The sequence below is a fragment of the Kordia sp. genome (assembly GCF_050633145.1).
In the GTDB taxonomy this organism is placed as follows: Bacteria; Bacteroidota; Bacteroidia; order Flavobacteriales; family Flavobacteriaceae; genus Kordia.
The window spans coordinates 26,154-38,467 of record NZ_JBOEFY010000031.1 but is presented as its reverse complement, the minus strand read 5'-3'; the positions used below and the strand labels follow the sequence as shown (position 1 = coordinate 38,467).

The window sequence follows — 12,314 nt, the reverse complement described above, 5'->3', positions numbered from 1 at the left end:
AAGCGATCAAAAAGCGAAGCGATCCAGTATCATTTATATTTAATACATATATTTTTCGGTTCTGTAAAGAAACGCAAGGCTTCTAATCCTCCTTCGCGTCCTACACCAGAGTTTTTCATTCCACCGAAAGGTGTACGTAAATCACGCAATAACCAAGTATTTACCCAAACAATTCCAGCTTCCAATTGTTTTGACATGCGCATGGTACGATTCAAATTGTTTGTCCAAAGTGTAGCTGATAATCCATAACGAACTCCATTCGCCATGGCTAAGACTTCTTCTTCCGTATCAAACGGCATCATTGTAACTATTGGTCCAAATATTTCTTCTTGATTTACACGACATTGATCGGTTTGTACTTCAATGATGGTTGGCTCTAAATAATATCCGTTTTCAGAACCTTCGACTGTAACTTCATTTCCACCACATAAAACAGTTCCGCCTTCTTCTTTAGCAATGTCTATATATGATTTTACTTTTTCTAAATGTGGTTTTGACACTAAAGCTCCAACCTTCGTAGTTGCATCAAATGGATTTCCGACTTTGAGCTGTTTCACACGTGCTACAAAGTCCGTTTTGAATTTGTCATAGATGCTTCTTTCCACAAAAATTCGAGATCCGCATAAACAGATTTGCCCTTGATTTGCAAATGAAGATCGCACCGTTATTTTCAACATTTCGTCATAATCACAATCTGCAAAAATGATGTTTGGATTTTTCCCTCCCAATTCCAGCGAAAGCTTTTTAAACATTGGCGCCGCAGTTCTTGCAATATGCGCTCCTGTTGCCGTTCCGCCTGTAAAGGAAATTGCTTTTATATTAGGATGTTCTGTAATGGCTTGTCCAGTCGTATGTCCTAAACCGTGAACAATGTTTAAAACTCCATTAGGCAAACCAGCTTTTGTGCAGATTTCACCTAGTAAATAAGCTGTCATCGGCGTGACTTCACTTGGTTTTGCAACAACTGTATTTCCGGTGGCTAATGCGGGTGCAATTTTCCATGTAAAGAGATATAAGGGTAAGTTCCATGGTGAAATGCATCCAACAACTCCGATAGGTTGTCGCAATGTAAAATTGACTGCATTGAGTCCAATACTTTCATGTGCTTCGCTTGAAAACTGTGTAATGGCTTGCGAGAAAAATTTAAAATTACTCGTTGCTCTCGGAATGTCTATTTGTGTCGCTAAGCTTAGTGGTTTTCCATTGTCTAAAGATTCTGCATGTGCTAAGTCTGCTAAGTTTTCTTCTATTAAGGAAGCAATTTTATTTAGAATTCTACTTCGCTCATCTAGCGTTGTAGTTGACCAACTTGGAAAAGCAGCCTTTGCAGCTTTATACGCTTCTTCTACATCTTCTGCAGATGAGTTTGGAATGTGTCCGTATACTTCTCCGTTTGAAGGATTGTAGTTATCAATCCACTCGTTATTTTTTGGTTCAACATAACTTCCGTTGATATAGTTTAGAATCTTTTTCATGCGATGGATTATTGTTTTTTATAAGCGACAACTTTGATTTCAACTACTAAGTCTGGATGCGGCAATTGATGTACAGCAACCGTTGTTCGTGTTGGACCTGTTTCCTTTTCAAAAAATTCTGCATAGGCTGCATTGTATCCTGCAAAATCGTTCATGTTTACTAGAAATGAAGTTACATCGACAACATCTGCTAGACTTGCGCCAACGCTTTGTAAATTTTTATCGATATTTTTTAAAACTTCACGAGTTTGTGTACCAATATTTAGGTGTTTCGTTCCCATTTCGTCAATAATATCTACTCCAGCTATGCTATTGTCTGGTCTTCGTGAACTTGTTCCTGATACAAATATAAAGTCACCAACACGTTTTGTGTGTGGATACGCGCCTCTTGGAGTTACTTTTTTTTCTTGCATTTTATTTTTTGTTGATTCGTTATTTGTTTATTTCTTGGCTCTTGGCTAAATTGTTTACATTACTTAAACTTCGTTGTTACCAATTTGGTATTCTTGGGTTTCAGATTCACTTTGAAACTTCTCAATACTCAATACTAACATCTCAAATCTAGCTTTATATTTAACATTTCGACTCTGCTCAATGTAACACATTTATAATTCTATAGTGCTTCCGCGAGATCTAACAGTTTATAAATTGTTCTCCAATTTCTCGTGGTCGCTTGTGTTTTTAGTTTGCGTTCAAAGAGATTGTTTGAAAGTTTACTTCGACCAAAACCATTTGGACAATAGAGATATACTTCCGAATTTATGATTTTAAATTGATCGCCTTTACTATCAATATCAATTGTTGTTTCCTCTGGTATTGTTGCTAAAAATGTAATGGCTTGTTTTGAAATATCTCCTTCTGTAAATGGATTGTTTGCAATTGCTGTTTTCCATTGACCGATTGTTTTTACCAACACAGGCACATCATAATCATACTGCTTTTTGATGGCTTGTGCAATTTGATTTCCGAGTTTTTCTTGATTCTTTTCGGATGATTTTAAAACTACATTTCCGCTTTGAATATAGGTTTGAACCTCTGTAAAACCTAAGTTAGAAAGCAATTCTCGCAATTCTACCATCGGTAGTTTTTTACTTCCAGAAACGTTGATTCCACGTAAGATGGCAATGTATATCATGTTGGTTGGTTGTGTACGTTTCAAAGATACATTTTTTGGTTGGAATTATTTAATTGTTGGTTGCTTGTTGTTGGGTTTTGGTCATGTTGTTTTCATGTTTTATATTTTTTGTGGATTCGTTTATTTGTGCATTTGTTCACATTCAACTTATCAAGCTGTATATTTTAAAAAGCATAATTATTACTTAAAGTATATCATTCACTTCGTATCTTTAATTACTTTTAGCAAACATTTTAACCGTATACCAAACTATATTTACAAATGAAATACTCATTGCTTACCATTGTTATTATATTTTTAGGAATTCAACCCTCTTTTAGTCAAAACAAACAAGATTCTGATATTGTTATAGGCTCAACATTTAGCATTCATTCTGACATTTTAGGTGAAGATCGAACTTGTATTGTTAGCCTTCCTGATTCATATGAATATTCAGATGAAACTGACAGTTATCCAATTATTATTTTGTTAGATGGTTATGCACATTTTAAAACTGCTGCGAGTACCGTACATTTTATGAGTATCACTCAAAATAGAAATCGTTTGATGCCAGAAAGTATTGTGATTGCTATTGAAAATGTAGATCGTGAACGCGATTTTACTGTCACTAAAATAAAAACCAAGCGTAAAAACACCATGGGCGGCGGAAGAGATTTTCTAAAGTTTATAGAAAAAGAATTGATTCCATATGTGGATAAAACTTATAAAACAAAACCAGTTCGTACACTTATTGGACATTCATTAGGCGGACTTTTGGCAATCAATGCATATTTAGACAAAAACAGTCTTTTTGATGCCTATATTGCCATTGACCCTAGTCTTTGGTGGGATGAAAAAATGATGCAACAAAAGGTAGCTGCTGCGCAACCAGTTTCATTACAAAAGAAATTATACATTGCAACAGCAAACCAAGGTGAACGAAATCGTGGACGTAATAAAAAAAGACATGATGCTTTTTATAAAGGTCTTACACAAAAAGCTAAAGGTACTTTACAAGCAAAAATTGAATATTTTGAGAATGAACACCATCGTTCGGTTCCATTGATTGCTATGTATCAAGGTTTGAAGTTTTTGTTTGAAAACTAAAAAAATCAAAAAATGACCTTCCACGAACAACTCGAAAACTATTTCAATTCTATTCTCCATTTTAATTGGGGAAACTTTAATGAGCTCGATACTAAAAAACAATCGAGTGATTGGGAATCATTGCTAGGTGAATTTGATCGAATGATTAGAGAAGAACACAAATTAAACGGTATAGATTTCGCTGTAACGACAGCAATGATTCGTATTTATTCCAAATATTTTCAAGAACTTCCTATAGAGAGTAGTCTTTATACCATCATTAACAGCAAATTTATTACAAGTCGTTTGTATGATTATATTTTAGATTTAGAGTTTGAAGAAGTTCAGAAAAAATCGAATGCTAGTTGCGATTGTGAACTTAGAGATCAATATAAGAAAAAGTCAATTACAGAAAATTTAAAAGAAATAAAGGTCTTGTATGATGGATATTACAATCCAACATTACTTGAATGCTTAACATGTCATTTTCAATGGATTTCATATCCTGCAGATGATTCTACAGGAAAAACCGTTTTTGAAAAGTATGTACCATAAGGGATTCAAATATTTTTTAATTGAAAATACCTAGCGAAGCTACTGAGGTTCATTTAAAATTTTAGTTTCACTACTGTTCTCGACTGCGCTCGAACTCACAAATATTTAGCTTTAAGATAATTGTGTGTCTCATAAATGATTTCTAAATCAAACTTACGTTATTTACTAAAAACTGCTTTGGAAGCTATTTTATAAATACAATAGGCAAGAGAAATCAGAATATGCTAGCTATTGTATTTCAAATTTTAATGAGCTGCTTACTATCTTAGGCGTAACATAAAAGATTTTATATCTTTATTGTACTTACCATAAAAAATATAAATGGCTGTAACCTACGACTCATATTATCAGACGGAGAATTTATTCGGAAATCCATATCCTGAATTGATTGCGTTTTTCTCTGAATATCCACAAAAAGGAAAGATTTTAGACTTAGGTTGTGGACAAGGAAGAGATGCAATTCCGCTGGCTCGTCTTGGATTTACTGTTGTCGGAATTGACAATTCGAAAGTTGGAATTGAACAAATGAATAAGGTTTCCAAAATCGAGAATTTGAGCTTAGAAGGGAAAGTAACAGATATTTTTGAGTTCGATGATTTTGCTGAATTTAATTTTGTCCTACTTGACAGCATGTTTCATTTCACTAAGAATGACAGAAAAAAAGAAACTGAATTTATCCAACGAATAGTATCTAAAATTGAAAAAGGATGCTTGCTTATTTTTTGTATTCAAGACACTGGAAAAAAAGTAAAAATTCTAAATGAAACAATCGATTTTAAGCAACAACTTGAGCGACTTGTAGACAAGAAATTCAAATACATCTTTGAAGACAAAGAAAACGGACACAAATCTGAAACTGATTATCGAATGATTGTGGTTAGAAAGTAAAACCCCAAACTACTACAACTAATCATTTATCTTATGCATTTTTTCATGCTAAGAATATATTCTATTTCCTCTTTACTTTTTGTAAGTTTCTATGTTAAGTAATTCTACCTTTTTTCTAAATACACATAATTTCTCACTAAAAAACACCATTGAACAAAAGGATATTTGCTCATGTTTAAGACGGAATCCGAAAAGTCAATTTTAATAGAGTAGGAAAATATTTAAAAGCAATATTATGAGTGGATTATCACCAGAACTTGAAGCATCAGTTAAAGATCAATTATCACAAAACTTTTTAGATGCCTGTAGTGGATCAAGTGACAGAAAAACGTTAGCTGAATTAGTTTATAATACTGCAATTAAAAATTCTAGTGTTAAAAAGGCAGAAGGAGATTTAGATCAACAACTGACTATTTTTGAGCAAGTACTTGCAAAATTAGGAAAGGAAGTAAGATTAGATGGATCTTGGTTTCCTTTTGGAGCAGAAAAAGCTGAAACCTTAGGTGCAATTGTATCCATGGGTTCTTCTACGCAATCGTATATTGGTACAACACCACTTAAAATGGATGGTGGACATAAACCTGTAGGCGCAAGCGCAATATGGATCAGCATTAATTAAAACATATATCTTTAGTACACCGTCCGAGAATGATTGCCCCATTCTCGGATTTTTTTTGTTTTAAAATGTAAGCAAAGATTCCGTAACTTTAAATCAACCAAAAAACCTAAAATCATGAGCGAACTTAAGAAAGAAGACATCAAGCAAGAAGTGTTCGATTTGTATGACGATTATGCGCATAATAAAATTGGGCGACGTCAGTTTATGGAACGACTTTCGTTGTATGCCGCAGGAAGTGTTACTGTAGGCGCTCTGTTGAGTTTTATGTCGCCTGACTATCGAACAACAGCCCAAGTTGCGGAAGACGATCCGAAATTACAATCGGATTATATTACCTACAATTCTCCAAAAGGCGGTGGCGATATAAAAGGATTACTTTCGTTACCAAATGATATAAAAACGAAAGTTCCTGGCGTAATTGTAGTTCATGAAAATAGAGGATTGAATCCATATATTGAAGATGTTGGAAGACGTACTGCGTTGGCAGGTTTTATAAGTTTGGCTCCAGACGCATTGACTCCTTTAGGTGGTTATCCTGGAAATGATGACGATGGAAGAACCATGCAAAAGAAACGCGATCGCAATGAAATGTTAGAAGATTTTATTGCTGCGTTTGAATACTTAAAGAAACATCCGAACTGTAATGGAAAAGTAGGCGTTGTTGGTTTTTGCTTTGGCGGATGGATTTCGAATATGATGGCTGTAAAATTAGATAATTTATATGCTGCCGTTCCATTTTATGGCAGACAACCAAACGATGAAGATGCTGCAAAAGTAAAAGCGCCTTTGTTACTACAATATGCTGATTTGGATACACGCGTAAATGCAGGTTGGGAAGCGTATGAAAACGTACTAAAAACTAATAAAATAGAGTATAAAGCACATTTTTACCCAAATGTAAATCATGGTTTTCACAACAATACTACACCGCGTTACGATAAAAAAGCTGCAACCTTAGCTTGGGAACGAACTATTGATTTTTTTAAGGAGAAGTTGGTGTAGCATATTTGAAAAAGAATAAAAAGTTATATATTAATTTCCTAAAAAACATGTGTTAATTATTTATGAAAGATGCTCATTTGCAATTGGCAAATCGCTGGATTCGCCTTAACAACATTGCGCCATCACTTAAAAACTTATTCAGAGAATATTCTGGAGATCACCTGCTTGGCTATGTATATATTGATCATACTGCAGGGATTACGTTAGATATTATAAAACTATTTGATATCGTTAATGACGAAATGATTTTTCAGCGTTCTCCATTAGATGATGACATACGTGCTATTTGCCGATTTAGTGATTTTATCAATGCTGGAGAAATTCTTATTCTTTCTGATGAAATGGTTGCTTCGTTTAATTTAAATTATCCTGAAAAAATTATATCTGCATATGAACAACCACATTTGGAAGCGTTTAGAACTTCTGAAGTATTTCACCCTTTTAGAGCAGAAGGTTTCCCTGATGATATTCAGATGTTATTGCCTTCTAGAGGGAATTTAGCAGCCGAATTGATTTGGGCACGTGTTGAAGGATACGAAAATGAAGTGCTTATGTGCCAACTGTTGAATCAACCACATCAAAACTTTGGTATTAGTATCAATAATGTCATTCCTGCATCGTTACAAACTTATGATAATGAACAGTATGTAATTGCACATTTACCAATTGCATCTACACCATCGCAAAGCTCAAAAAAATGGTGGAAGTTTTGGTAAAAGTTGAAGAAAAGCTGAAAATTAATATATGACATACATTTATCAATGGTTTCAATTTCCAAAATTTTTCTCTGTAACATGTCCTAACTGTCACAGCGAAAGTAACGGTTCTGAACTATCAAAAAAGAAAGTGATTAATGGAGTTGAACAAACATTCAAACCAGAGATTAAAAACAGTAGTTTTCAGGGCTTAATAACCTGTACTTCTTGTGGTTTGCATAAAGAAACTACGATTAGTTGGCCAAAAGATGCTTTTTGGCAATTTAACATTCATGGAAATATATTATGGGCATGGTCAGCAGCACATGCAGAAGCAATTGCTAGTTATATAGAATCGAAAAATAGAAATGAATATGCAGCTTCTTTGTTTCACATTCCCAAGTATTTTAAGCTAGCTAAACATCGTGAAATCATTGTAAAAAAGATTCGTATATCTCTTAGCGATTATTTAAAATTAAAAAAATGAACCCTTGGAAGCTAAAGTATCATACTATTAGAGTTAAACTCATTACTGAGTGGCAACTTTTAAAATACAGAGTTAAAACCTTTTTAGGTTTTAAAAAATTGGGTTTTGAAGAACCATTCAACTTAGTTGCGTTTAAACTATTAAAAAGTATGAACTCCCTAAGTTTACTATGTCAATTACAAACTACCCAAAAAGTTTAGAAGCATATAACCTTGAAGAAGAACATGCTTCTGCTTTACGAATTAATGGAGAAGACTGTTTAACTATTCACCTAAGTCCAAAAGAAAAGCAAGTAAAATTAACTATTGGAAAAAATATTCGCGGTTACATCAATGATGAGTCTCAACTAGCGATTGAAAATAAAATGATGCAATATGTATCAAAAAATGAAATTCTTTCTGGATTAGAGATTGGCATGATAAAAATTAGACAGAATATTACGAGTTGAAACTTTAAACAAGCTACAATTCATATATTTGATGTTCTTCTTTTTAATATAGAAAGACTAACTATGTGTAGACCAAAGATCAAAATAATATTGTACACTGTTCAAAACACTAATATTTGATGTTGGCAAAAAGTTCATTCAAACGTGTCCTAAAAATTTATGTGCTTAGTATGCTATTATACTTAGTAGTAATGGTCATTTCAATCATTCTGCATATAAAACTGCGTCTTGGTGATAGTCCTGCTTTTCCTAAAGCTGTAATTCTAGTCTTAATCTTTAGTCTATTTTTTACCATATATATCGCTATTGCAAACTTAACGCAGTTTCTCGTTGTAAAATGGAAAAAGCTCCATATACTCGCCTATTTTTTACCTATTTTATTTCCGTTAGCAGCATATATTCACGAAAGCATTTATAGTTCTTCTTATACAGAAATAGTTACCATTTATTTTGTTGTACAACTAGTTACAACTATTGTTGCGTATTATCTATATCGAAGAAAAAATGATTCTTAAATAATTTTATACTTTTAAACTTCCTTAAAACTTTACATGCAAAAAGAAATTAACACCGAAAACAGTACATTTTATACAAAAAGAGCTATTGGAATTGCCACATTTATTGGAGGACCAATTGCCGCAGGTTATCTCATTAGAGAAAACTATATACAATTACAAGAAACACAAAAAGGAAACAATATTCTTATCATTTCAATTGTTGCCACTATTGCACTTTTTGTGCTTATATTTTCAATTCCTGAAAGCATTATAGATAAAGTTCCGAATGTAATTTTACCTGTAATCTATACAGTTTCAATTACTGCGTGGGTAGAACATACTTTTGGAGGTATTTTTAAACAACATGAAGAAAATAAATATTCTTTTTATTCTATATGGCGCGCTGTAGGAATTGGCGTAGTGTCTTTTTTAATTTTAGGAATTAGTCTTTTTGGATTCATCTATTTATCGACAGATATGGAAGCAGAAAATGCATATGCCGCTAAAATGGAACAGTTTTCTAAAAACGAACAAGAATCATTAGCTTTTTACAATCATGTAGAAACAGAAAGTAGTTTTGGATTGATTCTCGAATTAAATAAAAAGGCAATTCCTGCATGGAAAGAAAATATTGAAATCATTAAACAAGCAGACAAAATTGCAAACTTACCTGCAGATTTACTTGAGCAAAATAAAAAATTACTGCGCTATAGTGAGTTACGTTTGGAAGCATTTGAATTGCTTAAAAAAGCCATTAGTGAAAATACCAATACATACGATTCGCAATTAGAATTTTTACATAAACAGATTGAAAAGGAATTGGAAATTATTAATGAATAAAGAAAGTGTACATATCTCAACGTTTGAACTACAAGGCTACGCAGTTTTAGATAGCATGTACTCAGATTCAGAAGTTGCCGCAATTTGTTCTTGTATTGATACCGCTTCCGCTGAAAAGGAATTGGCAGAAAGTTCTAAAAATTTATTCGCCATTAGGCAAGTGATTACTAAAATTCCTGAGTTGAAACCGTTGGTATTTACTGAGAATCTTCACGAGTTAGTAGCTTCTATTTTTGATGAACCGTATTTTTTGACAAAAGCTATGTATTTTAATAAGCCAAGCGAATCCAATTGGTTTGTGGCGTATCATCAAGATTTAAGTATTTCTGTTGATCACAAAGAAGAAGTTTCAAACTATAAAAATTGGACCTTTAAAAAAGGGCAATTTGGTGTGCAACCACCACTTGAAATTTTAGAAAATATTGTTACGATACGCGTTCATTTAGACAAAACAGAAAAAGAAAATGGTGCTTTAAAAGTCATTCCAAATTCACATTTAAAAGGCATTTACAGACCAGAAACTATTGATTGGAACAAAGAAACGGAACATATTTGTGAAGTTGAAAGAGGTGGCGTAATGCTCATGAAACCGCTGACGCTTCATGCATCAGGCAGAACTACAAATCATAAACAAAGACGTGTATTGCATTTAGAATTTAGTTCAAAACAACTTGCAGAATCATTGCAATGGTTAGAATATTGTGCGTTGTAGATTGTTGCTTTTCTTTTAAATTCAATATCTTTCAATCAACATCGAAATGATGAAAAGTAAATGTTATTGGTCGTCTTTTTAACTATTAAAGGAAAATTCTAAAAGGATTTATACTAATTCATTGAAAGCGGTTTTGGAAGCCATCTTGTAACATTTTACCGTAAACCTAGACTAAACCATATATGTGTACACCAAATAACGATATTAAATTTTGTACTTGCGAGCCTACTGAAGAAATTCATGTGAATTTTGCCGATGAAGTAGAACGCATATATGAAATGAGAAAGTTTGAAGCTGAAATGGCTAAAGAAAATGGAACGTACAACGACACGCATTTTAAATGGGAGTTGAATCGTTTTCATAAACCGCTACTATCTCGCATGGGGCAAATGAGCACGGCTCGAAAAATATTTAATGATAAGCTAACAGAGGAAGCTATTTTATCATTCTTAAATTCTGGAACCTCTTTTGACTTTGAATATGTTCCCGATGAAAAGGACCTCATTGAAATAAGAGAACATTTTAAATATTTACAAATCAATAAAGATTCAGGTATTAAGCGCCCCAAAATAAATTCTAGAGCTATGTCTTTTACTTTTTTAAGTGGAGAATGGCATATTGGCGATTATAGCGGCGGTTATTCATATCGAAACTTAAAAAAAGGAACTGTAACTTAAAAAAGATCGTATGAATTATAAAAATCTATTACTCCTGTGCTGTTTGCTATTTAGTTTTTCCTGTGCTACAGAAAAGAAAGATTCATTTCCGCATCAGGATAGAAAATTTACAAGTACTGTTTTCCCGAAACCTGTTGGTTTTATTAATGATTTTGATGCAGTTTTTTCTGAGAAAGAAGAAGCTAATCTATTAAAGTTAGTCAAAAAGCATCAAGCGGAAACTTCCAATCAAATTGCCGTAGTAACCATTAATGATATGGCTAATTATGTAGCTATTGAAAAGTATTCACTCGATTTAGCTAATTATTGGGGTGTTGGATTGAAAGGCAAAGATAATGGTGTTTTAATCACCATTCATGTTAAAAACCGAAAGCTTTGGATTCAAAACGGAGATGGAATTACAAGTAAATTAACAGACGCAGAAACAAAACATATTATTGACACACAGATTACCCCTTTTTACAAAAAAGACGATTATTATGGCGGCACATATAAGGGTATTGAACACATTATTAAAGAGTTGTCAAAAGCGGACGATAATTAGATTATTTTATCAAATTCTTTAAAATCGTATGTTTCTGTTTAAAAATTCGCATTTTAGAATGTTAATTTTCATCAATATATAATTGAATTTCTTATATTGCAGATACCCAAATCGACCTCAATAGCCTACTATGAAATTCAAAAGCATACTCTTTTGTTTGCTCATCACACTTTGTATTAGTTGTGAAGCCACTCATCAAATGCATTCTAAATCCTTTATTGGTCAACACGCAGCCAAAGCCGATTTCCCTATTCCAATTGGAGTTATCAATGATTTTGACAATATTTTATCTGACGAACAGGAAACCTCTTTGTTGCGTTTACTAAAAGATTATAAAGCAGAAACTGATACAGAAATTGTCATTGTTACCGTAACGTCTCTATTAGATTATACTGGTTTAGTAGAATACTCTTTAGATTTATCTAATTTCTGGGGAATTGGAAAAAAGGATAAAGAAAATGGTGTTTTAATTGCATTGTATATGAAAGATCGCCGTGTTTGGATTCATAATGGTGTCGGTGTTATACAAAAACTCACCGATGAAGAAGCACTAGATATTATCAATAAAATTATTGTTCCTGAGTTTAAGAAAAATGACTTTTACAATGGTTTCCAAAAAGGTATAAAAGCCATTATTGACGAATTGAATTCCTACTAAATATTTATAATTACTTA

At 32.9% G+C, this 12,314-nt stretch carries 17 protein-coding genes; 14 read left to right on the top strand and 3 right to left on the bottom strand.

Annotated elements, in window-relative coordinates:
* Nucleotides 1-29: 29 nt before the first annotated feature.
* The 3 genes from ACRBBL_RS16345 to ACRBBL_RS16335 all read right to left on the bottom strand — a co-directional run bounded on the left by ACRBBL_RS16345 (nucleotide 30) and on the right by ACRBBL_RS16335 (nucleotide 2,634).
* Nucleotides 30-1,475: an aldehyde dehydrogenase gene (locus ACRBBL_RS16345; protein WP_431370145.1), complete on the bottom strand. Its 1,446-nt coding sequence runs from the start codon at nucleotides 1,473-1,475 to the stop codon at nucleotides 30-32.
* Between the two features lie 8 nt (nucleotides 1,476-1,483).
* The gene (locus ACRBBL_RS16340) at nucleotides 1,484-1,888 is read right to left on the bottom strand and encodes a RidA family protein (protein ID WP_431370144.1); all 405 of its coding nucleotides are present in this window, start codon (nucleotides 1,886-1,888) and stop codon (nucleotides 1,484-1,486) included.
* A gap of 200 nt (nucleotides 1,889-2,088) precedes the next feature.
* On the bottom strand, nucleotides 2,089-2,634 hold the full coding sequence (locus ACRBBL_RS16335) for a DUF1697 domain-containing protein (RefSeq protein WP_431370143.1): 546 nt from the start codon (nucleotides 2,632-2,634) through the stop codon (nucleotides 2,089-2,091).
* Between the two features lie 237 nt (nucleotides 2,635-2,871).
* On the opposite strand from ACRBBL_RS16335, the gene ACRBBL_RS16330 reads away from it, so the two are divergent.
* From ACRBBL_RS16330 to ACRBBL_RS16265, 14 genes are all read left to right on the top strand, one after another.
* On the top strand, nucleotides 2,872-3,696 hold the full coding sequence (locus tag ACRBBL_RS16330) for an alpha/beta hydrolase (protein ID WP_431370142.1): 825 nt from the start codon (nucleotides 2,872-2,874) through the stop codon (nucleotides 3,694-3,696).
* A 12-nt stretch (nucleotides 3,697-3,708) separates the two neighbouring features.
* On the top strand, nucleotides 3,709-4,230 hold the full coding sequence (locus tag ACRBBL_RS16325) for a hypothetical protein (protein ID WP_431370141.1): 522 nt from the start codon (nucleotides 3,709-3,711) through the stop codon (nucleotides 4,228-4,230).
* A gap of 321 nt (nucleotides 4,231-4,551) precedes the next feature.
* Nucleotides 4,552-5,118 (top strand): class I SAM-dependent methyltransferase, encoded by a 567-nt coding sequence (locus ACRBBL_RS16320; protein ID WP_431370140.1) that lies wholly within the window; start codon nucleotides 4,552-4,554, stop codon nucleotides 5,116-5,118.
* Between the two features lie 235 nt (nucleotides 5,119-5,353).
* Complete coding sequence (locus tag ACRBBL_RS16315; protein ID WP_431370139.1) at nucleotides 5,354-5,737, top strand: hypothetical protein; 384 nt, start codon at nucleotides 5,354-5,356, stop codon at nucleotides 5,735-5,737.
* A gap of 114 nt (nucleotides 5,738-5,851) precedes the next feature.
* A complete protein-coding gene (locus ACRBBL_RS16310; protein ID WP_431370138.1) occupies nucleotides 5,852-6,739 on the top strand; it encodes a dienelactone hydrolase family protein in 888 nt (295 codons plus the stop codon).
* Nucleotides 6,740-6,801: 62 nt separating this feature from the next.
* Entirely contained in the window at nucleotides 6,802-7,455 is a 654-nt protein-coding gene (locus ACRBBL_RS16305; RefSeq protein WP_431370137.1) for a hypothetical protein, read from the top strand.
* Nucleotides 7,456-7,483: 28 nt separating this feature from the next.
* Nucleotides 7,484-7,921, top strand: coding sequence for a hypothetical protein (locus tag ACRBBL_RS16300; RefSeq protein WP_431370136.1), 438 nt, complete (start codon nucleotides 7,484-7,486; stop codon nucleotides 7,919-7,921).
* 169 nt (nucleotides 7,922-8,090) lie between these two features.
* A complete protein-coding gene (locus ACRBBL_RS16295) occupies nucleotides 8,091-8,369 on the top strand; it encodes a hypothetical protein (protein WP_431370135.1) in 279 nt (92 codons plus the stop codon).
* 170 nt (nucleotides 8,370-8,539) lie between these two features.
* A complete protein-coding gene (locus tag ACRBBL_RS16290) occupies nucleotides 8,540-8,884 on the top strand; it encodes a hypothetical protein (protein WP_431370134.1) in 345 nt (114 codons plus the stop codon).
* Nucleotides 8,885-8,920: 36 nt separating this feature from the next.
* Entirely contained in the window at nucleotides 8,921-9,706 is a 786-nt protein-coding gene (locus ACRBBL_RS16285) for a hypothetical protein (protein WP_431370133.1), read from the top strand.
* Nucleotides 9,699-10,418 (top strand): phytanoyl-CoA dioxygenase family protein, encoded by a 720-nt coding sequence (locus ACRBBL_RS16280; protein WP_431370132.1) that lies wholly within the window; start codon nucleotides 9,699-9,701, stop codon nucleotides 10,416-10,418. The genes ACRBBL_RS16285 and ACRBBL_RS16280 overlap by 8 nt, the downstream gene beginning before the upstream one ends.
* Nucleotides 10,419-10,600: 182 nt before the next feature.
* Complete coding sequence (locus tag ACRBBL_RS16275; RefSeq protein WP_431370131.1) at nucleotides 10,601-11,095, top strand: hypothetical protein; 495 nt, start codon at nucleotides 10,601-10,603, stop codon at nucleotides 11,093-11,095.
* Nucleotides 11,096-11,105: 10 nt separating this feature from the next.
* Nucleotides 11,106-11,639, top strand: coding sequence for a TPM domain-containing protein (locus ACRBBL_RS16270; RefSeq protein WP_431370130.1), 534 nt, complete (start codon nucleotides 11,106-11,108; stop codon nucleotides 11,637-11,639).
* A 199-nt stretch (nucleotides 11,640-11,838) separates the two neighbouring features.
* Nucleotides 11,839-12,297 (top strand): TPM domain-containing protein, encoded by a 459-nt coding sequence (locus tag ACRBBL_RS16265; RefSeq protein WP_431370129.1) that lies wholly within the window; start codon nucleotides 11,839-11,841, stop codon nucleotides 12,295-12,297.
* The last annotated feature ends 17 nt before the right edge of the window (nucleotides 12,298-12,314 follow it).

Coding starts and splice junctions, on each gene's coding strand:
- ACRBBL_RS16330 (WP_431370142.1), top strand. CDS start 2,872: ATGAAATACTCATTGCTTACCATTGTTATTATATTTTTAGGAATTCAA.
- ACRBBL_RS16270 (WP_431370130.1), top strand. CDS start 11,106: ATGAATTATAAAAATCTATTACTCCTGTGCTGTTTGCTATTTAGTTTT.
- ACRBBL_RS16275 (WP_431370131.1), top strand. CDS start 10,601: ATGTGTACACCAAATAACGATATTAAATTTTGTACTTGCGAGCCTACT.
- ACRBBL_RS16305 (WP_431370137.1), top strand. CDS start 6,802: ATGAAAGATGCTCATTTGCAATTGGCAAATCGCTGGATTCGCCTTAAC.
- ACRBBL_RS16325 (WP_431370141.1), top strand. CDS start 3,709: ATGACCTTCCACGAACAACTCGAAAACTATTTCAATTCTATTCTCCAT.
- ACRBBL_RS16265 (WP_431370129.1), top strand. CDS start 11,839: ATGCATTCTAAATCCTTTATTGGTCAACACGCAGCCAAAGCCGATTTC.
- ACRBBL_RS16280 (WP_431370132.1), top strand. CDS start 9,699: ATGAATAAAGAAAGTGTACATATCTCAACGTTTGAACTACAAGGCTAC.
- ACRBBL_RS16300 (WP_431370136.1), top strand. CDS start 7,484: ATGACATACATTTATCAATGGTTTCAATTTCCAAAATTTTTCTCTGTA.
- ACRBBL_RS16295 (WP_431370135.1), top strand. CDS start 8,091: ATGTCAATTACAAACTACCCAAAAAGTTTAGAAGCATATAACCTTGAA.
- ACRBBL_RS16285 (WP_431370133.1), top strand. CDS start 8,921: ATGCAAAAAGAAATTAACACCGAAAACAGTACATTTTATACAAAAAGA.
- ACRBBL_RS16310 (WP_431370138.1), top strand. CDS start 5,852: ATGAGCGAACTTAAGAAAGAAGACATCAAGCAAGAAGTGTTCGATTTG.
- ACRBBL_RS16340 (WP_431370144.1), bottom strand. CDS start 1,888: ATGCAAGAAAAAAAAGTAACTCCAAGAGGCGCGTATCCACACACAAAA.
- ACRBBL_RS16315 (WP_431370139.1), top strand. CDS start 5,354: ATGAGTGGATTATCACCAGAACTTGAAGCATCAGTTAAAGATCAATTA.
- ACRBBL_RS16345 (WP_431370145.1), bottom strand. CDS start 1,475: ATGAAAAAGATTCTAAACTATATCAACGGAAGTTATGTTGAACCAAAA.
- ACRBBL_RS16320 (WP_431370140.1), top strand. CDS start 4,552: ATGGCTGTAACCTACGACTCATATTATCAGACGGAGAATTTATTCGGA.
- ACRBBL_RS16290 (WP_431370134.1), top strand. CDS start 8,540: ATGCTATTATACTTAGTAGTAATGGTCATTTCAATCATTCTGCATATA.